The 22,240-nt window shown below is 40.2% G+C and carries 18 protein-coding genes; 6 read left to right on the top strand and 12 right to left on the bottom strand.

The features are described 5' to 3' along the window. Nucleotides 1-88 precede the first annotated feature (88 nt). The 3 genes from BFP77_RS03565 to BFP77_RS03575 all read left to right on the top strand — a co-directional run bounded on the left by BFP77_RS03565 (nucleotide 89) and on the right by BFP77_RS03575 (nucleotide 6,990). Nucleotides 89-3,040 (top strand): amidohydrolase family protein, encoded by a 2,952-nt coding sequence (locus BFP77_RS03565; protein WP_099572695.1) that lies wholly within the window; start codon nucleotides 89-91, stop codon nucleotides 3,038-3,040. Nucleotides 3,041-3,068: 28 nt separating this feature from the next. Beyond that, nucleotides 3,069-4,361: an amidohydrolase family protein gene (locus BFP77_RS03570; RefSeq protein WP_099572756.1), complete on the top strand. Its 1,293-nt coding sequence runs from the start codon at nucleotides 3,069-3,071 to the stop codon at nucleotides 4,359-4,361. Between the two features lie 223 nt (nucleotides 4,362-4,584). Beyond that, nucleotides 4,585-6,990, top strand: coding sequence for a penicillin acylase family protein (locus BFP77_RS03575; RefSeq protein WP_099572696.1), 2,406 nt, complete (start codon nucleotides 4,585-4,587; stop codon nucleotides 6,988-6,990). 149 nt (nucleotides 6,991-7,139) lie between these two features. Here the strand turns inward: BFP77_RS03575 and BFP77_RS03580 are convergent, their stop codons facing one another. The 12 genes from BFP77_RS03580 to BFP77_RS03635 all read right to left on the bottom strand — a co-directional run bounded on the left by BFP77_RS03580 (nucleotide 7,140) and on the right by BFP77_RS03635 (nucleotide 17,787). Further along, nucleotides 7,140-7,550, bottom strand: a complete 411-nt coding sequence (locus tag BFP77_RS03580) for a hypothetical protein (protein WP_099572697.1) — start codon at nucleotides 7,548-7,550, stop codon at nucleotides 7,140-7,142. 633 nt (nucleotides 7,551-8,183) lie between these two features. Further along, a complete protein-coding gene (locus BFP77_RS03585; protein ID WP_099572698.1) occupies nucleotides 8,184-9,374 on the bottom strand; it encodes a molybdopterin molybdotransferase MoeA in 1,191 nt (396 codons plus the stop codon). A 1-nt stretch (nucleotide 9,375) separates the two neighbouring features. Next, a complete protein-coding gene (locus BFP77_RS03590) occupies nucleotides 9,376-10,143 on the bottom strand; it encodes a sulfite exporter TauE/SafE family protein (RefSeq protein ID WP_099572699.1) in 768 nt (255 codons plus the stop codon). Continuing rightward, the gene (moeB, locus tag BFP77_RS03595; protein ID WP_099572700.1) at nucleotides 10,127-11,200 is read right to left on the bottom strand and encodes a HesA/MoeB/ThiF family protein; all 1,074 of its coding nucleotides are present in this window, start codon (nucleotides 11,198-11,200) and stop codon (nucleotides 10,127-10,129) included. Before moeB ends, BFP77_RS03590 begins: the two co-directional genes overlap by 17 nt. Before the next feature lie 92 nt (nucleotides 11,201-11,292). Next, the gene (locus BFP77_RS03600) at nucleotides 11,293-11,889 is read right to left on the bottom strand and encodes an NTP transferase domain-containing protein (RefSeq protein WP_099572701.1); all 597 of its coding nucleotides are present in this window, start codon (nucleotides 11,887-11,889) and stop codon (nucleotides 11,293-11,295) included. Beyond that, nucleotides 11,873-12,343, bottom strand: coding sequence for a cyclic pyranopterin monophosphate synthase MoaC (gene moaC, locus BFP77_RS03605; protein WP_099572702.1), 471 nt, complete (start codon nucleotides 12,341-12,343; stop codon nucleotides 11,873-11,875). Before moaC ends, BFP77_RS03600 begins: the two co-directional genes overlap by 17 nt. A gap of 2 nt (nucleotides 12,344-12,345) precedes the next feature. Beyond that, nucleotides 12,346-13,329, bottom strand: a complete 984-nt coding sequence (gene moaA / locus BFP77_RS03610; protein ID WP_099572703.1) for a GTP 3',8-cyclase MoaA — start codon at nucleotides 13,327-13,329, stop codon at nucleotides 12,346-12,348. A 65-nt stretch (nucleotides 13,330-13,394) separates the two neighbouring features. After that, nucleotides 13,395-13,811 carry a molybdenum cofactor biosynthesis protein MoaE gene (locus BFP77_RS03615; RefSeq protein ID WP_099572704.1) on the bottom strand — a complete coding sequence of 139 codons (417 nt, stop codon included), beginning with the start codon at nucleotides 13,809-13,811 and terminating at the stop codon, nucleotides 13,395-13,397. Then, a complete protein-coding gene (locus tag BFP77_RS03620; protein ID WP_099572705.1) occupies nucleotides 13,811-14,053 on the bottom strand; it encodes a MoaD/ThiS family protein in 243 nt (80 codons plus the stop codon). Before BFP77_RS03620 ends, BFP77_RS03615 begins: the two co-directional genes overlap by 1 nt. 1 nt (nucleotide 14,054) lies before the next feature. After that, on the bottom strand, nucleotides 14,055-16,325 hold the full coding sequence (locus BFP77_RS03625) for a xanthine dehydrogenase family protein molybdopterin-binding subunit (protein ID WP_099572706.1): 2,271 nt from the start codon (nucleotides 16,323-16,325) through the stop codon (nucleotides 14,055-14,057). A gap of 16 nt (nucleotides 16,326-16,341) precedes the next feature. Continuing rightward, nucleotides 16,342-16,806: a (2Fe-2S)-binding protein gene (locus BFP77_RS03630; protein WP_099572707.1), complete on the bottom strand. Its 465-nt coding sequence runs from the start codon at nucleotides 16,804-16,806 to the stop codon at nucleotides 16,342-16,344. 186 nt (nucleotides 16,807-16,992) lie between these two features. Continuing rightward, nucleotides 16,993-17,787, bottom strand: a complete 795-nt coding sequence (locus BFP77_RS03635; RefSeq protein ID WP_099572708.1) for a DUF6503 family protein — start codon at nucleotides 17,785-17,787, stop codon at nucleotides 16,993-16,995. Between the two features lie 76 nt (nucleotides 17,788-17,863). Between BFP77_RS03635 and BFP77_RS03640 the strand changes: the two genes are divergently transcribed. From BFP77_RS03640 to BFP77_RS03650, 3 genes are read left to right on the top strand one after another with little or no spacing between them, the layout of a single operon-like run. Further along, complete coding sequence (locus BFP77_RS03640; protein WP_099572709.1) at nucleotides 17,864-18,673, top strand: TrmH family RNA methyltransferase; 810 nt, start codon at nucleotides 17,864-17,866, stop codon at nucleotides 18,671-18,673. Nucleotides 18,674-18,721: 48 nt separating this feature from the next. Further along, nucleotides 18,722-19,954 carry a M48 family metallopeptidase gene (locus tag BFP77_RS03645; protein WP_099572710.1) on the top strand — a complete coding sequence of 411 codons (1,233 nt, stop codon included), beginning with the start codon at nucleotides 18,722-18,724 and terminating at the stop codon, nucleotides 19,952-19,954. 44 nt (nucleotides 19,955-19,998) lie between these two features. After that, nucleotides 19,999-22,203, top strand: coding sequence for a RelA/SpoT family protein (locus BFP77_RS03650; protein WP_099572711.1), 2,205 nt, complete (start codon nucleotides 19,999-20,001; stop codon nucleotides 22,201-22,203). Nucleotides 22,204-22,240: the final 37 nt, after the last annotated feature.

Raw genomic sequence — 22,240 nt, forward strand, 5'->3', positions numbered from 1 at the left:
GTTTTTGTTTAGTGTTAAAGTGGTCGAAATTCCTTTATAATAGACGCACAAGCCTTATTTTTAAAAGGACTAATCCAAACGAACTGAAATGAAAAAAAGCATGCTCCTGCTATGCCTATTCTGGTGTAGCACTACAATTTTCGCACAAGACTACTTTCCTGAAAACGAAGGTGTTAAAGCGAACAACAATAATTACACTGCATTTACCAATGCCAAGATTTATGTAACCCCAACAGAAGTTGTTCAAAAAGGCACCCTGCTTATTCAAAATGGTAAGGTTGTTTCCGTTGGTTCCAACGTTACGGTACCTAAAAATAGTGTCGTGGTGGACCTAAGCGGTAAATCTATTTATCCGTCGTTCATTGATGTCTATTCCAAGTTTGGAGTAGAACAACCTAAAAGAAAACCAGGAGGTGGTAGAGCTGCACAGTATGAAGCAGAACGTGATGGTTTTTATTGGAACGACCATATCATGCCAGAAAATAATGCCATACAACAATTTAAATACGACGACAAATCTGCCAAAGAACTAAGGGAAGCTGGTTTTGGCGTGGTGAACTCTCATATTCATGACGGTATAGCAAGGGGAACCGGAGTTTTGATTGCCTTGAACGGGGATGGTACGGATGCCAATAGAATTCTGGACGATAAATCCGCACAGTACTTTTCGTTGAACAAAAGTGTACTCAAAAAGCAAGCCTATCCAACCTCCTTAATGGGAGCTTTAGCCTTGCTAAGACAGTTGTACAGCGATGCGGATTGGTATGCCAAAGGTAATTCCGACACCAAAGACCGGTCCTTGGAAGCACTGATTGAAAATAAAGGGTTGCCTCAAATTTTTGAAGCTAAAGATAAAGGTCACGCGCTGAGAGCAGATAAAATTGGAGATGCCAACGGCATTCAATATACCATCTTAGGAGGAGGAAATGAGTTTGAACGTATTGCAGAAATAAAAGCTACGAACGCTAAATACATCATTCCCATAAATTTTCCCGAAGCTTATGATGTATCAGACCCCTATCAGGCGGGTTATGTGTCCTTAAAAGATATGCGCTACTGGAACCAGGCACCATCCAATCCAAAGGTTTTAGCAGAAAATGAGGTTCCCTTTTCACTAACGCCTTATGACCTAAAATCTATATCCAAGTTCAAAAGCAACCTGATGAAAGCCATAGAATACGGACTTTCCGAAACCAAGGCGCTAGAAGCCTTGACCACCGTTCCTGCTCAAATTTTAGGTAAAACAGCCCAAATCGGGTCGCTTAAAGCGGGCACATATGCCAACTTTTTGATTACCTCAGGTCCTATCTTCGAAAAATCCACAACCCTTTATGAAAATTGGGTTCAGGGGAATAAAAATAGTATAAACAACAAGGATATAAAGGATATCCGTGGCGATTACAAGCTAAGTGTACAAGGTGAGTCTTACGACCTCTCTATTACAGGTGAAGTGGCCAAACCTAAACTAGAAGTAAAACAAGATACCTCAAAATTAAAATCCAAGTTAAACTACAAGGATAATTGGTTGACCATGTCCTTTGCGACAGACGAAGGTTCAGAAACCTATCGCATGATAGGAGCTGTGACAAAAGAGGCAGCAAACCTATCGGGGAGATTAATACTTCCAGACGGCACGGAAAGTTTCTTTACCGCTACAAAGAAGGCTGACTTTAATGAAAAAGATAAAGAGAAAAGTGAAATGGCTACTCCAACAGTAATGCCCGTTACCTATCCTAACGTAGGTTACGGTTTTACAAAGAAGCCCGAACAAGAAAACCTGCTCATAAAAAACACCACGGTATGGACGAGTGAAGCGGCCGGCATTCTTGAGAATACGGATGTCCTAATCAAGAACGGTAAAATAACAAAAATAGGGAAAGACCTTGGCGCAGGTGGCACTACCGTAATTGATGGTACCGGGAAACATTTAACCGCAGGTATTATTGATGAACACAGCCATATTGCAGCTTTGGCCATAAATGAAGCAGGGCATAACAGTACTGCGGAAGTTAAAATGGAAGATGTTGTGGACCCAGAACATATGGGCATCTACCGTTCACTTGCCGGTGGTGTTACCTCTTTACAACTATTACACGGCTCCGCCAATCCTATTGGTGGACGTTCTGCCATACTAAAATTGAAGTGGGGGGAAGAAGCTGACGGACTTATCTACGATAACACACCAAAGTTCATCAAATTTGCTTTAGGAGAAAATGTAAAGCAATCTAACTGGCAGAGTTTTTCTCGTTTCCCTCAGACACGTATGGGTGTGGAACAGGTATTTATGAACTATTTTCAACGTGCAAAAGAGTACGACACCAAAAAGAAAGCGGGAAAACCTTACCGTTACGATGAGGAGATGGAAGTATTGGCAGAGATTATCAACGGAGAACGTTTTATTAGTTGCCACTCCTACGTTCAAAGCGAAATAAATATGATGATGAAGGTTGCGGAAAAATTTGGTTTCCGAGTAAACACCTTCACCCATATTTTGGAAGGTTATAAGGTAGCGGATAAAATGGCAGAGCATGGTGTAGGCGCCGGAACCTTTAGTGATTGGTGGGCCTACAAATATGAAGTAAACGACGCGATTCCCTACAATGCGGCTATCATGCAAGCACAAGGAGTTACGGTAGCCATCAACAGTGATGACCGTGAAATGATAAGACGATTAAATCAAGAAGCGGCAAAAACCGTAAAGTATGGAGGAATGACCGAGCTGGAAGCTTGGAAAATGGTTACGATAAATCCAGCAAAATTATTGCATATAGATAATCGCGTAGGAAGTATCAAAGAAGGGAAGGATGCGGATGTAGTATTATGGTCCGGCCACCCCATGTCCATCTATACAAAGGCTGAAAAGACCATTATAGAGGGCGTTACTTATTTTGATTTAAAAAAGGACAAACAACAGCGCGAAGCCATTAAGAAAGAACGAAATGATTTGGTGAAAATGATGCTAAAGGAAAAAGCAGGCGGCGCAAAAATGCAAGCTCCAAAACAGAGTGTTAAAAGAAACTTTACCTGTGAGAGCCTTTAAAATGAAAAAACGACTTAAAAGATATAAGATGAAAAATAGTATACTAGTAATCGCTGTCATTGGCATCTTCTTTAAGGGCATAGCACAGCAGACTCCAGCTTCTGAACAAAAGGAAGCCATTTCCATAGAGGGTGCAACTGCACACCTCGGTAATGGAGAAATAATAGAAAGTTCTTTAATTATGTTCGAGGACGGTAAAATTACCTTTGTTGGAGACAGTAAAATGAAAATTGCCAGAAAAGGTAAGGTCATCGATGCTACGGGAAAACATATTTATCCTGGTTTTATAGCACCTGCGAAGACCTTAGGTCTGGTGGAGGTCAATGCTGTAAGAGCCAGTGACGATCAAGATGAGATAGGAGACTTAATACCACATGTCCGCAGTCTTATCGCTTATAACGCAGAATCCAAGGTGGTGGAAAGCATGCGCCCCAACGGTGTCCTGCTCGGGCAGATAGCGCCTTCGGGCGGTCGTATCTCCGGAACCTCGTCCATAGTGCAGTTCGACGCTTGGAACTGGGAAGACGCAGCCATTAAAGTTGATGACGGTATTCATTTGAACTGGCCCAGAAGCTTTCGTCAAGGCAGATGGTGGATGGGTGAAGATAGAGGCTATCGACCTAATAAAAATTACGGTGAAGAAACCGATGCAGTGGTCACTTTTATGAAAAACGCAATGGCCTATGGAAAATCAGAGCCCAAAGAAGTGAACCCCGCATTCCAAGCAATGCAAGGTATTTTTAGCGGGGAACAAAAACTATATGTGTATGCGGACGGTGAAAAAGAAATCATAGACGCCGTAAACACTCTTAAAGCCAATGGTGCCCAAGAAGTGGTATTGGTAGGCGGATATCAAGCCTATAAAATCACGGATTTTCTAAAGAAGAACAACATACCGGTCTTGGTGCAGTTTACGCATAACCTTCCTGTTTTTGATGATGACGATTATGACCTTCCCTTTAAACTGCCAAAACTTCTAATGGATGCAGGCTTATTGGTTGGACTTCAAAATACGAATGCTTCCAATTTTCAAACTAGAAACCTTCCTTTTTATGCCGGTCAAGTCGGTCAACAAGGTTTGGATAAAGAGAAAGCATTGCAGCTAATCACAAGTAATAACGCTAAAATTTTGGGCATCGATGTAGACTATGGTACTTTGGAAACGGGCAAAAGTGCTACTTTATTTATATCTGAAGGAGATGCGCTAGATATGCGTGGTAATCAATTAACATATGCGTTCATAGATGGTAGGGACATTTCCTTGGAAACACATCAAACAGAACTTTGGAAAAGATACATGAGCAAGTACGAAGGAAAATAAATTACCGATTACACTATAAAACTGTAATTTTAAACTGATTCGTAAGCGACCAAGCTTTTATCCAAAAGCGAATGGTCTTGATGCAAGCTCATAGGCGCAAGAAACAAAGCCAATATTTAGTTCGACGTAAGTATAGGAGTATTAAAATTTTGATTATCGAATAAAAAAATAAAAGCTCGAAGAAATATCGAGCTTTTTAAATACCAACAAATATTCATCTAGAATGAGACATCTATTTCTCTTAAGTATTATAACACTTCTATTTTCCTGTAAAGAATCTCAAAGGGTTAATTCAAATGAATTAATAGTTCCTGGACTTCAAGAACCTGTAGAAATTATTAGAGATGAATGGGGCATTAATCATATATATGCCAAAACCCAGCACGATTTATTCTTTGCCCAAGGTTATGCCGCTACTACAGATCGTCTTTTCCAGTTTGAAATTTGGCGTAGACAAGCCACAGGCACCGTAGCCGAAATACTTGGAGAACGCGAGCTCAAAAGGGATATCGGCACACGTCTCTTTAAGTTTAGAGGCGATATGACAGCAGAAATGAATCATTACCATGACGAAGGAATTGAAATTATCACTGCTTATACCGATGGTGTAAACGCATATATCGAGGAAATCCTTAAAACACCCGAGCAGCTCCCCATAGAATTTAAGATACTAGATTTAAAACCTCAAAAATGGACTCCCGAGGTCGTTATTTCAAGACATCAAGGTCTTCTAGGTAATATTGGAGACGAACTGACCATAGGACGTGCCGTAGCCGAGTTAGGCCCGGAAAAGACAAAAGATTTATTCTGGTTACACCCCAAGGAACCCGATTTGAACATAGACCCAAAAATTAATGTCGATTTACTATCGGATAATATTCTGGAACTATATGATGCCTACAGGCAAACCATAAAATTTAAAAAAGAGGATATTGTTTCCGAATATAAAAATATAGACCTAGAAGAAGAAGAAGTGCTCTCTGTAATCGAAGACAAAAACGATTCTTTGTCCATAGGCAGTAACAACTGGGTGGTAAAAGGTGAACTGATGGCAGATGGCAATACCTATATGGCGAACGATCCTCATAGAACCATAGCCGTTCCCTCACTACGCTACATGGTACATTTGGTAGCCCCTGGGTGGAATGTTATTGGTGGTGGTGAACCAGAAATCCCTGGAATCTCCATTGGTCATAACGAATACGGCTCATGGGGCCTTACTGTTTTTAGAACGGATGGTGAAGATTTGTATGTATATGAACTGAATCCTGAAAATCATACTCAATACAAACACAATGGAGCTTGGGTGAATATGACACAAATTTCAGAAACTATAAAAATTAAGGGCAAAGAAGACTACATTGCTCAATTAAATTATACCGTACATGGTCCTGTAACCCGTATAGATAAGGAAAATAATGTAGCCTATGCAGTACGGTGTGCTTGGTTAGAACCGGGAGGCTCCCCTTATTTGGCATCCTTACGCATGGACCAGGCCAAAACATGGGAGGAGTTCAGGGAAGCCTGTAATTACAGTCATATACCCGGAGAAAACATGATATGGGCCGATAAAGCAGGTAACATTGGCTGGCAGGCGGTAGGCATTGCCCCTATCCGCGGTAATTTCAGCGGACTTGTACCCGTCCCAGGAGATGGACGCTATGAGTGGGACGGTTATTTGCCCATCATTGAGAAACCAAACGATTACAATCCCGCTAAAGGTTATCTGGCCACGGCCAACCAAAACGTAACCCCGGAAAATTACACGCGCTGGGACGCTATCGGGTTTTCATGGTCCGACCCTTATCGTGGTAATCGCGTAGATGAAATTCTAAGTGATCGTACTAAAAAATTAACTATGGAAGACATGAAGGCACTTCAGACAGATTATCTTTCTATTCCTGCACGGATACTTGTTCCTATGTTAAAAGAGTATGATTTTAGCGATAAAGCGGCCGAAGCGAAAACTAAACTAAATGACTGGGATTACAGATTAGAAGCCAGTTCAGTACCTGCTGGCATTTACGTTGCCTGGGAGAATCAAATAAAAAGCATGGCCAATGATCGTTTTATTCCCGAAGAAGCAAAAGGTATCATAAAAACGCTGCAGATGAAGCGCATCATGGATTGGATTACCAAACCAGACAGTCATTTTGGAGCCAATCCCATCTTGGGAAGGGATAAGTTTCTAAAAGATGCTTTCATCAAGGCCGTTTCAGAATTAGAAATAAACTTAGGTTCGGATATGAGTCAATGGCACTATGGACAAGCAAAAAACAAGCATACCTATATGAAGCATGCCTTGAGCCACGCCGTCAATGATGCCACCCGTTCAAAGTTAGACCTTGGTCCACTTCCAAGAGGAGGTAATGCCTACACACCGGGTTCTACAGGCGGTAATTTAAGACAAAGTAGTGGCGCATCATTTCGTATGATTGTTAATACGGGAGACTGGGATGCGGCAATAGGAACCAATGGCCCTGGCCAATCGGGTAATCCCGATAGTCCATTTTATAATAATCTTTTTGAACCCTGGGCAAAAGACAAATATTTTCCCGTGTATTATTATCGAAATAAGATTGATTCTGTTGCCGTAGTTGCAAAAATACTGCGTCCGACAGAACAGTAACTCCCTAAAATTCGTTACACAAGAGAAGGTTGACTGTGCTCTAAACGCAAGTTAGATGTATTTTAACCTCTTCTTTACTAACTCCGTCGCTCTTAAAGCACAAGGAGAATTTAAGGCCAGCTTTATACATATTTACTTATGCCTTAGCCCTACTTACTTCCTGCCAATTTCCAACCCAAATATGCCATTGGAAAGTACGCAACTACTAAATCCAATGCATTAAACCACATTGGCCCTCCTAAGCTGCTAACACTTAAGGCCCCACCAATAAAGAAAAAAGCACCGACGATTAAGGCCATGAAAAAATTACGAGAAGCTGCAATTTCAGCAGCAACAAAAGCTCCGCCGAGTGTTCCCAATGCATGGGCTAAAAAGGGCATGATAAAATGTTTGGGTTCAAAAAGATGCATTGTAGCTTTTAATCCCTCCATGGTTGTTACGTCTCCACCTTCTGGAGGTGGTATTATTGAACCACTAAGTATGACTATCCCCATATTTACAAGGCTACCCACAATAAGACCAGCCAGCACGGCTAACATATTCTTTAGTACTGGATTCATAGTACGCTTGGATTAGTTGAAGTCTAATATATGTATAATATACTTTATTTCAAACACTTACATTTTATATTACCTCTACATATCTTAAATTCCTAGAGAAAGAATTTTTAAAGAATCAAAAACAGAAAGGTGTTAGTGTGTTGTTGTTTCTTAACTATAAAATATACGGAAAGGCAAGTTTAAAAATAATAGACCCTCCTACAATAGAAAAAGGGAGGACAATGTCCTCCCTTTTTCCATTTCTCTTTTCATACCTTAAGAGAACCGAATTAATTTTAATCCAGTATGTCTGCGATGCTCTCTCCAGCTCGAATGTCGGGTCAATGACCTATCTGAACTTGCTGTGTTTTTCGAATCTTGTTTTTTATAATTTTTCATGTTAATTTATTTTCTTGATTGTGATGAGTGAAATAATCACTCCTTTTTTCACACGGCATAAGACGTTTAAAACCCTGAAATATTACTTTTTTGGCAGGACTTTAACACTCAATAAATTTATATAAAAAACTAGCTGTCAATTAATTGAGCAGAATTCTAAGAATGTAACAAGTAGTATGGATCCAAAGATGTCGAAATCACAAAAAACAACTAGCAAAACACAGAATATAGTAATAGTAGCCTAATTAGTATAGTTCACCTTGTGGGAACGAAAATAACCAGTTCCCCTACATTATAAATAGCTTTTCTAGGCTCCAAACAAATAAAACCATCGGATTTTGCCAAACTGGTCAAATCCCCCGTGCCATTTTCACTCACGGGCGTTGAATGTAGGACACCATCTTTCCAATGGGTTTTAACCTGAATGAACCGAGTTAGTGGTGGATTGATCCGTAGCTCTTTGGCCAGTCTCGCAAAAGAGAGGTGTATCGGAAGATTCCAAGAAGTTTTTAGCCATGGAAGAAAATAAATATGATAATTCGCAAATGTCGACACGGGATTCCCAGGAAAAGAAAAAATAGCAGTATTGTGGTCTTCATGAAAACCAAACCAAAAAGGTTTTCCCGGTCTTTGTGCAACTCTATGAAAGACTTTTTCCACTCCCAATGCATCCATGACCTCCGGAATAAAATCGAACTTTCCCATGGAGACACCACCACTTAAAAGCAACACATCATTCTCCTGCAAAGCGTTTTCCAGTCCTTTTCTTATAGCTGTCTTATCATCCTCTAAATGAAATGCTGACGCTACTATTCCGAGTTTAGACAAAGCTACTTCCAGTGTAATACTGTTAGATTTTCTAATCTGATGTGGTTCTGGCGTTTCGTTTACATTAACCAACTCATCACCAGTTGAAATGGCACAAACCCTCGGTAAAGCTTGCACATTTATTTTATCGGCACCAACAGAAGCCATGACTCCAATTTCGGCAGGCCCTATAACGTGTCCCTTCTTTAAAATCACAGTCCCCTGAAATGTATCACTTCCTTGATAATGAATATTTTGTCCTTGAGTGACCGCTTTGTTAATTACCACCCATTCATCTTCAATAGTTAGCTGCTCGTACATAATTACCGTATCCGTTTTCAAGGGTAACACGGCTCCGGTCATTACCTCTAGGCAGGCATTTTCATCTTTTAAGCGTTGTTGCGGCATTCCAGCACTGGCAATACCTTCCATCCTAAACTTGGTAACACCGTTCGCAAGAGCAGCATATGAGATGGCAATACCGTCCTTAGTAACCCTATTAAAAGGAGGGAAATCACGGTCGGCCTTTATATCTTCCGCTAAAATTCTACCAGAACTATTCATCAGATTTACCTTTTCCACTCCTAAATCCATAGAATAGGAAAGCACTTTGTCATAAGCTTCTTTAAATGGTATCATACTATAGTTCCAGTCCGTTAATTACTAAAACACGCAAACCTACTATAAAGATAAGTAGTGCGGTAATACGTTTTATTCCCTTTGCGGACAACCGCTTTAAACTCATGCGAATGCCCAATTGTCCTCCCATGAAAACAGTGGCCGCCAGACATAAGGTTTCAATCCATGGTAATTCTAAAGTACCGCTATACAATAGCCCGATTAAGCCCGAAACAGAATTAACCAAGATAAAGAAACTGGCCAGGGCGGCAATTTTTATAGCCTTATCCCAACGTAAATGATTTAAAATGGGTGCTAGAAAAATACCCCCTCCAATGCCTACTAGTCCGGATAAAAAACCGATACCACTACCAAGAAGATAACTTAGGCGATTCGGATAGGTATTTGTTTCTATTTCCTTCAATTGAAACGTTTGAAGAGCCAAGGACAAAGCAGACACAATTAATGCAATTCCCAATATCGTAAAAAAGATATTTTCTTCTAAACGAAAGGAAGCCCCAAAGAAAGCTAAAGGAATACTGGTTAGCACAAAAGGAAGAAAATCCTTCAAAGTGGCATGATTATTTTTAATATAGAGATACGTGCTTCCAGATACTACTACTAAATTACATACCAAAGCAATGGACCTTATGGCAAAAAAACCGGATAAGAATATGGTCAGCAATGCCAAATAACTAGAACCACCACCAAAACCCACTGCGGAGTATAAAGTGGCGATTACAAAAAAGCCTAGGCACAACACTACAAGACTTTCAATGGGTATTTGCATAGGAATCTATCTTATTCATGCCGCCTTCCACTTGTACAAACTCTTTTTCAGAAAATAGTTCTTGCAATATAATCAACGCCTTTTGGCTTCGTTTACCAGATTGGCAAATGAGGTAAGTGACCTGGCCTAAATTTAGGTCATGGGCCTTAGCCTCTAACTCGTGTAAAGGTATATTTATGGCTTTCTTTAGATGATTCTGCGCATACTCCACAGTAGTTCTTACATCTAAAAGTTGGATGTCTTTATTTTTAAGTAAATCTGGAATTTTGCTAGCAGCAATGGATTTGACTGTTACTTCACAGGTAAAATCATAGCTACTTGCCAAAGCATTTATTCGTAAATTTTTTGGATCTTGCTTAAACTTTATTTTTTGGAAATGTTGCGCTAACCCATCGTACAAAAGCAAAGTTCCTGACAGCACATTCCCGATACCTGCAATAACCTTTATCGCTTCTAGTGCCTGAAGGTTTCCTATTATGCCTGGAAGTATGCCCAACACACCGTGCTCATTACAGTTAGGCACTTCATCAGCCTTAGGCATGGTAGGAAACAAACAGCGGTAGGTGGGGCCATTTTTGTAATTAAAAACACTGACTTGACCTTCAAAACCATGCAATGCACCATAAATAAAAGGTTTCTTCAATATTACACAAGCGTCGTTAATAAGATAACGCGCAGGAAAATTATCGGTGGCGTCTACCACCACATCATAATCCCTTATGATTTCTAGCGCATTGGAGGCTACCAAAAATGTTTTATGAACGATTATTGCTGTATTGGAATTTTGAGCTATTAATTGTTTCTTGGCAGCCTCAGCTTTTGATTGTCCTACCGTGTCTTCATTATATAAGACCTGTCTATGTAAATTGGATAGGGTAATATTATCATTGTCCACTATTCCCAAAGTTCCGATACCCATGGCGTTTAGATAGGTTAGTACAGGTACTCCCAAACCTCCTGCACCAATAATCAATACCCTAGCATCCGCGAGCTTTCTTTGGCCTTCTTCGCCAAAACCTTTTAAGATTGTCTGCCTTGAATAGCGGTTAAAATTCATTTGTCTAATATAGTGAAAAGCAAAAAAGCTAAGCTTGCCAAACAATAAGCTTTCTGTTAACAAAGTACTACAGCGAATGACTTGTAAAACTCTTAGCCCTTTGCCAGTTTTTCCAAAGCCATTTCATACTCCAACTTGGAGTTGGCGTTGAGTAATATTTCCTTTTTTTGAGGGTAAACCAATTGTACATCGTTATTTATAAGGAATTTTCGTGGACACGTACCGTTCCCTTCTTCCAAATAAGACAATGAAGTACGCAAAGCACTTGGCTCCCATATGGCGCAGAGCGGTTCCGGAAGGGGGTTTTCAATGTCTGCATAAGCGGTCGCCATCTTGTCCGCATCCCTATTGGCAATAAGCTTTTCTAAAGCCATCCTATCTATCAAAGGGAGGTCACAGGCCAATACCAGCCATGCTACATCAGGAAAAGCCTTATGCGCGGATAATAAACCGTTATAAGGACCACGGTACTCATTTTTATCGACTATAGTGTTAACCTCAGATGCAATTTCATCTTTTTGATTTTCCCGAATACTCAGATATGTGGCGTCACAGACTTGATTGAGCAATTGGTACAAATATTCTCTCTGTGCAATACCGTGATAGGAAATTAGACCTTTATCCTCCCCCATTCGGGTACTTTTCCCTCCAGAGAGTACAAGACCGTATATTTTAGCGTTGGAAATCATTTTTACCTCCTTTTTTTTGTTCTAAGCGCACGCTAGAGATTACAATATCCTGAGATAATGCCTTGCACATATCATAAATTGTTAAGGCTGCAATGGAAACACCCGTCAACGCTTCCATTTCTACCCCTGTTTTGCCATTACACTTTACTGTACAGGTAATTTGAAACTGATTCTCGCCCGGGGCAATATCCAGATGTATTTTTGTGAGATTAATTTGATGGCACAATGGTATTAGCTCCGCCGTTTTTTTAACACCTTGTATACCGGCAATGACCGCTGTATGCACGATACTGCCTTTCTTTCCTAAAAAATCCTGATCGGAAAGTGTTTGAAATACACTCGCAGGGAATGTTACATTGCCACTTGCGATAGCCACCCTAGCGGATGAGGTCTTATCGGAAACATCTACCATGGCCGCATTACCTTCCTCGTTTATGTGTGATAAACTTTTCATTATTACCCTCCTATTGATGTCATTGAATTGGAAAATACGTCTTTATGTTTTTCCTGAGCCTCAAATCCCGTTTTAGCCCTACTACCTACAGCCTTTAAAATTTCATTCTTTATTCTTTCTTCAGAATTGGCTCCTCTCAAAATTTCTCTAAGGTTTGCACTTGCTTTAGCGTAAAGGCAGGTGATAACATCTCCTGTAGCCGATATTCGTAAGCGATTACAGCTGCCACAAAATGTTCTGCTAAAGGAAGGAATTACACCAAAGGAACCTTTAAAACCGGGAATCTTGTAATTAATGGATGTAGATGTTTCCGGGGATATTAGCTTATAATAATCTGGATAGGCCTCTCTGATATGTTCTAAGATGCGTTTGTAATCCCAAGTAATGGACTGAAACTTCTTAGAACCGCCATTAAATGGCATTTCTTCTAAATAGCGAACGGCGACATCGTAATGCCTGGTAAGTTCCAAAATCGGTAAAATATCTTGCGTGTTTTGGCCATCCAGTGCTATAAAGTTAATTCTGACATTGAAACCTTCCGTTATTAAACGTATCAAATTGTTATGAACTACATCATATTGATTTCTCCTCGTAATACGCTCAAAAGTAGCTTTGTCAATGGCATCCAGGCTTACATTAATATTCTTGATACCCAATTCCTTAAGTTCATCGATATAGGGACCGATTAACGTAGCATTTGTGGTTATGGAGATATCCTCAAGGCCTTCCATATTGGCGAGCTGCGCCAACAAGACCATGACATCCTTCCGCACGAAAGGTTCGCCTCCTGTGATACGAATTTTATTGATACCCCGCGACACCAAAATAGCACTGAGTTTTGATAATTCCTCGATAGTGAAGAGTTTATCGTTCTTAGCAAAATTAATACCCTCAGAGGGCATACAATAATTACAACGCAAGTTACACCTATCGGTCACCGCTAAACGTAAATAATTAATGGTTCTATTATGATTGTCTACTAACATATATCTCTAGTACAGGTTCAGAAATCAAAATAACGGAACATGATTTCTATTTATCACAGCCTTGTTCATGGATGGGCCGATACCCAAACCGTTTTATTTTTAAAAATTTCTTTTTTCCAGATAGGAACCGTTTCTTTTAGGGTATCGATTAAAAAGCGGCAAGCCTCAAAACATGCTGACCGATGTGCAGATGACGCACCCACGATAACCACTGGTTCTTCTACACCTTTATGTCCTACGGCATGTTTCATTACAACCTTGTTCAGTTTCCATTTTTCAATAGCTTCATTGGCAATTTTGTCCATTTCCTTCAAGGCCATTTTTTTATACGTCTCAAACGCTAAGGCCACAACTTCTTCGTTCTTGGTAAAATCTCGTACGGCACCTATAAAAACACAAATACCTCCACTGTGCGGGTCCGATAACTCGGTATACACTTGGGAAGTATCAATGTGTTCTACAATTTCTATTCGCTTCTTCATTAGCCACCACTTACTGGAGGAATAACAGCTACTTCATCATTCCTTTTCAAAGGTACATTATCTTGGGCATATTCACTATTCACGGCCACGGCCATAGTCGTTAATCTAGAAAATTCCGGATACGTATGCACCAAATGTTTTTTTAGGGCCCCAACCGTTTCCGGAGCTTCAGATTCTGATGAAAATGCCATTTGTGAGGCGCCAACGATATCCTTTGCAATTCCAAAAAATAATACCTCCATATTATCCTAGAATTGGTTGAGCATTCATATTACTCACAAATGGTTGCTTGTACAGCCTATTACCGGTAGCTTTTTTAATCGCAATGGCAACTGCGGCCCCGGCAGGTGGTAATGTGGGTTCTCCCAGCCCCGTAGGGCTCAATGTATTTTTAATGAAATGGGTCTCCACTACTGGGGTTTCGTTCATCCGTATCAACCGATATCCGTCAAAATTCTTACTTTGTGGTTCGCCATCTTTAAAGGAAAAGTCTCCGTACATAGCATGACCAACACCATCAATGGCACCTCCTTCAATTTGATTTAACGCACCTAAAGGGTTCACCACTATTCCGCAATCTACCGCTACCGTAATTCTTTTCACGACGGGCGCATTCCCTTCCATAACCACATCTGCAGCCTCAGCGACGTGGGTATTGTGACAATAATAAGCACAAATCCCTTGGAAAACTCCCTCCTTATCCGTTCCATAACCCGATTTTTCTACAGCTAGTTGCAACACATCCTGCAATCTTTCCGCAGAATACTGAATACGGTCGTCAGTGGTGCCTTTTACCTTTTCTAACAAATCCATCCGCATTTTCACAGGGTCTTTCTCGGTCAGCTCTGCCAGTTCATCCAAAAAACTCTGCTCGGCATAGGAAAGGAAGTTGGTGTATGGCGCTCGCCAGGCACCTGTTGAAATATTGCTGTCGTAACTTGCTACATCTACTTGATAGTTCTCAATGGCACCCGCAGGGAAAAAGTTAGGTATCAGTCCGTACATATTACCGTTCACAGCGGCTTCTTTTAATTGATATCCCGTAATTTCACCATCCTTTACACTTGCTTTAATTCTGTATTTTATTGCAGGGCGATAGACTCCCGTGGTCATATCATCCTCTCGTGTAGAAACCATTTTAACCGGTTTTCTGATAGCATCCGAAATTTCAGCAGCTTCGTAAACGAAATCGCCATACAGGCGTCTTCCAAATCCACCGCCCATTCGCGTCATTTCTAAATGCACCTCTTCCATATCACGACCGAGTAATTCGACCACGGTAGAGGCCGCATCCGCCGGAGTTTGAACCGGACCTACCAAATGAATTTTCTCGTCCGTCACATCAGCAAAGAAATTCATAGGTTCCATAGTATTGTGCGGTAAAAAGGGGGATTCGTAAGTACGTTCTAGGATGATATCCGCAGCGGCAAATGCCTTTGTTACATCACCATCTTTACGTAGTGTTCTAAATTCTTTCCCATCTAATAGTCCCGTAAGTATTTTATCATGTGCCGCTGTGCTTTCTAATGGCGTACCATTTGACCACACCGCTTTAATCGCCTTTTTGGCTTTTATGGCACTCCAGGTATTTTCGGCGATTACCACAACTTTTTCCGTTGGGGCCAATTTTGCCGTCCAGTTCACCTGCTCCCCACTTAATAATTTTTTAGCTTTATCCCCTATTTTGATAACGTCTACAACACCGGGCATCGCCTTAGCATCGGTAGCATCAAAAGATTCCAATACTTGCCCAAAGGCAGGAGGTCTGAGTACTGTAGCATACAACATACCGTCAACTTTATAATCCAGACCAAAAAGAGGTTTACCGGTAATAATCTTATCAATATCAACATTGCCCCTGTCCGTACCGATTATGGTAAAATCTTCAGGGTCCTTCAAAACAATCTTTTCTATCGCTTCCTCGTTAGCGTCCCCTTCCACAATTTCGGCATAACTAGCGGCCCTTTCGCTCTCGAGAATTGCCGCTTCATTGGCAACATCCCCATAGGTTAATGTTTCACCTTTCGAATTCGTGATAACACCCTGCTTTGCGGTACATTCAGATGGGTCTACCCCCCAACGCGCCGCCGCGGCATTAACCAAAATCTGACGGGCCGAGGCTCCTGTTTCGCGAAGCGCATCCCATCCAAAACGAATGGACTGACTTCCGCCGGCAACTTGCCTTGTGAAATTCTTTGTATCCAAAGCACCTTGTACTACGTTCACGTGTTCCCAGGGTACGTCCAACTCTTCCGCAATAAGCATGGGCATTGCTGTTTTAACACCTTGGCCTATCTCTGGATTGGGAGAAAATATGGTCACCATACCTTCATTGGATATTTTAATGAACGCATTAAAATCATTATAGTTTAAAGACGCTATATCCACCGGCATTTTTACATTATCCTTACAAGCTGTAAACAAATTAAAACCGATAAGCATTCCGCCGCTAGCCAATGAGGAAGTTCTTAAAAACGACCTTCTACTAAATTTTGATGGGATTATTGTTGACATGATTTACGATTTTAGATTAGGTCAGTTTATTTTCAGCTGCCAACGCAACCGCTTTTTCGATTCTATTGTAAGACGCACAGCGACAAATATTACCGTGCATAGCCCCTCTTATTTCTTTGCTTGAAGGATTGGGATTTCTTTCTAAAAATGCCGATGCAGTCATGATCTGACCAGCTTGACAGTAGCCACATTGTGGAACATCTAATTCTTTCCAGGCTTCCTGTACGGGATGGGAACCATCTTCGGAAAGACCTTCTATAGTAGTGATCTCCTTGCCATCTAATTGTGAGACCGTAAGCTGACAGCTACGTGCAGCATTACCGTCCACGTGAACCGTACAAGCTCCGCATTGGCCTATTCCACATCCAAATTTGGTGCCGACCATATTCAATTGGTCGCGCAAGGCCCACAGCAAGGGCATATCATCCGAAGCCTCAAATTCTCGGGACTTCCCATTAATCTTTAAATTGTAAGTTGGCATAATTGTGTTGTTAGATGAGTATGTTGTTATCAATACTATTCCTAAAGAAAAGGAAATGTTAGGGTAAAATAAAAGCCCTTGTGTTCACAAGAGCTTCTAAGGTACTTATAATATTTCAGGATTTGATTTTCTCTAGAATTGATTTAACCTTTTTTTAAGTTAAATTTTAATCCTCTTCAACAAAAACTATTCTTTAGTCACATAGGCCGCTTCCTCAGGTTTTTGATAGAAAGTAGCTCCCTTCTTTTTAGTACTAAGTTCAATATTTTCAAAAGTCACCGTGCTTTTTTCTTCTTTGATGGTTTTACCTTCGTAGTTGTACCATGTTATTGACTTTGGCAAAACAATTCCGTTTATATCCATCCAATCGGCGTAACGAATCCATTTTACATTATCCGAAACTTCACCACTACGGTAAGTAACGGTATAACCTAGCCATTGCATTTGAAAGGTTTCCGGATGATAATGAAGGTAGTATTCATCCTTAGAAGACGCGCCCACACCATTATCATAGCTGATGCGTATACCTGGGTAGGAGACACCTTCAAATTCTAAATCCTCCGTGGCACCATAATTAATTCCGTCATCCGCCAAAACAAAAGGCATAGCATAAAAATAAAACATCAGATTATGATAAAATACGGCATCCCCGTTATAGCTCTTATCCATATCTAACAGCCATACATGCTGCCCATCAAAACCTATAGAAAAGTTGGTCGTGGTAATTTTATCTTTCCTCGAAATAAGATCCACGGTATGGGTTTCTCTGGCATCGGGTTTAGGTAAGTCAAAAACCAAAGTTCTTTGCTTCTCCCAGATATCCAATCCGCCGTGGGCGTCAAAGACCTTTCTCAATGCTTCTGGAAAATCATTTAAGGCAACTATTTCTTCTTTTTGCTCTTCTTGTTTTTCTACTGGCTTTACCTGCTCTTTACAAGCCAAGGAAGTAAGAAATAACACTACATAGACTATTTTTTTCATTTTGGTTGGATTTTTTATTAGAACATCTGTCGTTACTTTTTAAAATATTTAACATATTCCATTATTTTTACGGGCGATGCCAGAAATTAAACATATCTCCAGTACGCAAAATACCTTGGTCAAGAAGATAGTGCTCTTGCGAGACAAATCAAAGGAACGTAAAAACACAGGACTTTTTATATTGGAAGGCAAAAGGGAGTTAGTACTGGCCCTACAGTGCAATTATAGTTTAGATACGCTCTTATTTAACGAAAAGTTAGTAACGGCTTCCACCATTCAAGAGAACATTGATCTTCATGCTAAAACCGATTTGGTTTCGGTTTCACAAGAGGTTTATGATAAAATAGCATACAGAAATACCACAGAGGGTATTATTGCTATTGTACAAGGGAAACCTCACCACCTTGAACAGTTAAAACTGGGAACTGAAAATCCACTTATTTTAGTTGCCGAGGCTCCAGAAAAACCTGGAAATATTGGTGCTTTACTAAGAACAGCCGATGCCGCCAATATTGATGCTGTACTCATTGCCAATCCTAAAACAGATTTGTACAACCCTAATATTATACGTTCTAGCGTGGGCTGTGTCTTTACAGGTACTATTGCCACTGGCTCCTCCTCAGAGATTATAAGTTTCTTAAAGGCGAATAACATCGCTATTTTCTGTGCCGCATTAACAGCCTCCATGGACTATTCCAAAATAGATTACAAAGGCCCCACGGCAATAGTGGTAGGCACCGAGGATAGTGGATTGAGCGATGTATGGTTACAACAGTCCACCCAGAATATCATCATACCTATGGAGGGCCATATAGACTCTATGAACGTATCGGTATCCGCAGCAATACTTATATTTGAAGCGAAAAGACAGCGAAAAAGCCAATGACAACAAAAGAGCTAATCTGGCGTTTTCTTTTTAAGTTCAACCCAACCTATGAATAACACCCTCGTTTTTTACTGTATTTTAGGAATACTTATCCTTGAATTTGTAGTCTCTACCGTCTTAAACTATTTAAATTCAAGGCATTTCAAAGACGAGGTTCCTGAAGATTTGAAGGATGTTTATAACGAGGAAGAATATCAAAAATCACAAGCCTATAAACTAATCAACTACAGGTTTGGAATATTCACGTCGATTTTTTCCTTAACGCTTATTCTTTTGTTTCTGATGCTGGGGGGTTTTGGATGGGTAGACGATTTTGTGATGGACAAAACTGAAAATCCTATCCTCCAAGCACTTCTATTTTTTGGTATTATCATGATCGGTAGTGACATTCTAAGCACTCCTTTTGGTATCTATCAAACATTTGGTATCGAAGAAAAATTCGGATTTAATAAAACTACCGTCAAAACCTTTATACTTGACAAAATAAAAGGATGGGCAATGACCCTTATTATTGGAGGTGCCCTACTTGCTTTGGTGATATGGTTCTTTCAATTTGCGGGAAAAAACTTCTGGTTATATACTTGGGCCCTAATTGCAGTTTTTACGCTGTTCATTAACCTATTCTACAGCAAACTCATAGTTCCACTTTTCAATAAACAGGAACCCTTACCAAACGGGAGTTTAAAGGAGAAGATAGAGGGCTATGCTCAAAATGTAGGTTTTGACCTGCAACATATTTTTGTAATCAATGGATCTAAACGATCAACCAAAGCCAACGCCTATTTTTCGGGATTTGGTAAGGAGAAACGCGTAACCTTATACGACACCTTAATCAATGATTTGGATGAGGACGAAATAGTCGCAGTGCTAGCCCATGAAGTGGGACATTACAAAAAGAAACATATCATCTTTAATCCCATTACCTCTATCCTACTCACTGGTGTAATGTTATTTATACTCTCTTTGTTCATCAATAATCCGGATATCTCTTTGGCCATAGGTGTTAATAGGCCTAGTTTCCACGCGGCCTTAATAGGTTTTGGCATTCTTTACAGCCCTGTTTCAGAAATTACAGGTTTACTCATGAACCATTTTTCAAGAAAGTTTGAATATGAAGCGGACGATTACGCCAAAAACACATTTGCCGCACTCCCCTTGGTAAGTTCTTTAAAGAAGTTATCCAAAAATAGTTTAAGCAACCTCACCCCTCACCCAGCATATGTTTTTATGCACTATTCCCACCCACCTTTAATAGACAGAATTAGGAATTTAAAGGCTTAGTTTTTGTTGTATAGCAGCGTATATTGTGGTAATTTTAATCTAGAATGACACAAACCGCTATAGAAAAAGAAAATAAACTAATCGCCAAGCAATACAAAGAATTGCTGCGCATTAGCTACCAAACATTAACGGATGAGGATAAAAAACTTATTCGTAGTGCTTTTGAGATAGCGGTAGATGCCCATAAAGATCAGCGTAGAAAGTCCGGGGAAGCCTATATTTTTCATCCTATAGCAGTAGCAAAAATAGTGGCTTCCGAAATTGGTTTGGATGCTGTTTCCATAGCTTCGGCACTGCTGCACGATGTGGTCGAGGATACGGATTATACCTTGGACGATATTGATCGTATGTTCGGGGAAACCGTGGCAAGAATCGTCGATGGTCTAACAAAGATATCGCACCTTAAAAAAGATATGAATATCTCCCAGCAAGCGGAGAACTTCAGAAAAATGCTCCTTACGCTGAATGATGATGTACGTGTCATCATCATAAAAATTGCAGATAGATATCATAATATGCTCACCATGGACTCCATGCCAGAGCACAAGCAAGTTAAAATCTCTTCAGAAACCCTCTACATTTATGCGCCCTTAGCGCATAGAATAGGGCTTTACAACATCAAGACCGAGTTAGAAGACTTGAGCTTAAAATATACAGAGCCAGAGGTTTACAACTCAATTAAAAATAAGATTGAAGAAAGTAAAGAAGAGCAACAGGCTTATATTGATTCTTTCTCGGACGTCATAGATAATTCCTTGAAAAAGGAAGGTTTAAACTATACCATAAAGGGACGGATGAAATCTATTTTCTCCATGCGGCGGAAGATGAAAGCTCAAAATGTATCTTATGAAGAAATTTACGACAAGTTTGCCATACGTATCATTTACAAATCGGATGCGCAGAACGAAAAGTTTCTGGCTTGGAAAATATACTCCATTGTAACGGATCACTTTACCCCTAACCCGGTAAGATTGCGAGACTGGATATCCTCCCCGAAGTCTACAGGTTATGAGGCGCTCCATATCACCGTAATGGGACCGGAAGGAAAATGGGTAGAAGTACAAATACGAAGTGAGCGCATGCACGAGATTGCCGAAAAAGGATATGCAGCTCATTTCAAATACAAACACGGCGATCAAAAAGAACAGGGTATTGAAATTTGGCTCAACAAACTGCAGGAAGCCTTGGAGAACGCTAACACCAACGCGGTAGATTTTGTAGAGGAATTTAAATTAAATCTATATTCCAAGGAAATATTCGTTTTTACGCCTAAAGGAGAATTAAAATCCTTGCCAAAAGGAGCTACGCCGTTAGATTTTGCCTTTAGCATTCACACAGAGGTTGGTATGCGCACCCGCGGTGCAAAGGTGAACGGTAAATTAGTGCCACTTAATACTACTCTTAACAGTGGGGATAGATTGGAAATTATAACCTCCCATCAAGCAAAGCCAAATCAGAACTGGTTAGACTATGCAACTACAGCAAGGGCAAGGTCTAAAATTAAATCTGTCTTAAGGGAAGAAAAAAAGTCTATCGCGGAGGAAGGAAAAGAGATGCTAAGGCGAAAGTTGAAATCTCAAAAAATTACCCTGAACGAGGATTCGGTGAATAAGATGGTTACCTTTTTTAAACTAAAGACCAGTTTAGACCTTTTCTACCGTGTTGGGATGGGCTCTATTGATAATCAAATGCTTAAGAATTTTGCATCCAATTACAATAATACCTTTATAAGCTTCTTTAAAAATAAAATTAGGAGAACGCCGGCCCCCGAGGACGTTAATAAAGAAGAGATAACTTCCAAATACGACATGCTGGTATTTGGAAAAGAAGAAGAAAAATTAGACTATAAACTGTCTCAATGCTGCAACCCTATTCCTGGCGATGAGGTTTTTGGTTTTGTAAGCGTTTCCGAAGGAATCAAAGTGCACAAAAAAAACTGTCCTAATGCCATTTCCTTGCAATCAAACTATGCCTATAGAATCATAAGTGCTAAATGGGTAGACTCAACACAGGAAGAGTTTAAAGTAGACATACAACTCACGGGCATAGATAACCTTGGGTTGGTCAGCGAAATAACAGAAGTTATATCTGGAAATATGCACGTAAACATGCGGAACTTAAACTTTAGCACGGATGGCGGAACTTTTACGGGGCGTATAACCGTGGTCGTAAAGAACAATCATATTTTACAGAAACTGATCGGCCACCTAAAGGAAATAAACGGTATCGACAAAGTGGGTCGACTTTAGAAAATGAATTAAAATTTAAATGTACATTTGTACATTA

Origin of the sequence: Maribacter sp. 4U21 (assembly GCF_002742365.1) — a bacterium.
GTDB lineage: Bacteria > Bacteroidota > Bacteroidia > Flavobacteriales > Flavobacteriaceae > Maribacter.

Excerpts from the sequence above, each read along its gene's own strand:
- BFP77_RS03645 (WP_099572710.1), top strand. The coding sequence starts at position 18,722 with ATGAATAACACCCTCGTTTTTTACTGTATTTTAGGAATACTTATCCTT.
- BFP77_RS03620 (WP_099572705.1), bottom strand. The coding sequence starts at position 14,053 with ATGGAGGTATTATTTTTTGGAATTGCAAAGGATATCGTTGGCGCCTCA.
- BFP77_RS03615 (WP_099572704.1), bottom strand. The coding sequence starts at position 13,811 with ATGAAGAAGCGAATAGAAATTGTAGAACACATTGATACTTCCCAAGTG.
- BFP77_RS03650 (WP_099572711.1), top strand. The coding sequence starts at position 19,999 with ATGACACAAACCGCTATAGAAAAAGAAAATAAACTAATCGCCAAGCAA.
- moaC (WP_099572702.1), bottom strand. The coding sequence starts at position 12,343 with ATGAAAAGTTTATCACACATAAACGAGGAAGGTAATGCGGCCATGGTA.
- BFP77_RS03570 (WP_099572756.1), top strand. The coding sequence starts at position 3,069 with ATGAAAAATAGTATACTAGTAATCGCTGTCATTGGCATCTTCTTTAAG.
- BFP77_RS03625 (WP_099572706.1), bottom strand. The coding sequence starts at position 16,325 with ATGTCAACAATAATCCCATCAAAATTTAGTAGAAGGTCGTTTTTAAGA.
- BFP77_RS03580 (WP_099572697.1), bottom strand. The coding sequence starts at position 7,550 with ATGAATCCAGTACTAAAGAATATGTTAGCCGTGCTGGCTGGTCTTATT.
- BFP77_RS03630 (WP_099572707.1), bottom strand. The coding sequence starts at position 16,806 with ATGCCAACTTACAATTTAAAGATTAATGGGAAGTCCCGAGAATTTGAG.
- BFP77_RS03590 (WP_099572699.1), bottom strand. The coding sequence starts at position 10,143 with ATGCAAATACCCATTGAAAGTCTTGTAGTGTTGTGCCTAGGCTTTTTT.
- moaA (WP_099572703.1), bottom strand. The coding sequence starts at position 13,329 with ATGTTAGTAGACAATCATAATAGAACCATTAATTATTTACGTTTAGCG.
- BFP77_RS03600 (WP_099572701.1), bottom strand. The coding sequence starts at position 11,889 with ATGATTTCCAACGCTAAAATATACGGTCTTGTACTCTCTGGAGGGAAA.
- BFP77_RS03640 (WP_099572709.1), top strand. The coding sequence starts at position 17,864 with ATGCCAGAAATTAAACATATCTCCAGTACGCAAAATACCTTGGTCAAG.
- BFP77_RS03575 (WP_099572696.1), top strand. The coding sequence starts at position 4,585 with ATGAGACATCTATTTCTCTTAAGTATTATAACACTTCTATTTTCCTGT.
- BFP77_RS03585 (WP_099572698.1), bottom strand. The coding sequence starts at position 9,374 with ATGATACCATTTAAAGAAGCTTATGACAAAGTGCTTTCCTATTCTATG.
- BFP77_RS03565 (WP_099572695.1), top strand. The coding sequence starts at position 89 with ATGAAAAAAAGCATGCTCCTGCTATGCCTATTCTGGTGTAGCACTACA.
- moeB (WP_099572700.1), bottom strand. The coding sequence starts at position 11,200 with ATGAATTTTAACCGCTATTCAAGGCAGACAATCTTAAAAGGTTTTGGC.
- BFP77_RS03635 (WP_099572708.1), bottom strand. The coding sequence starts at position 17,787 with ATGAAAAAAATAGTCTATGTAGTGTTATTTCTTACTTCCTTGGCTTGT.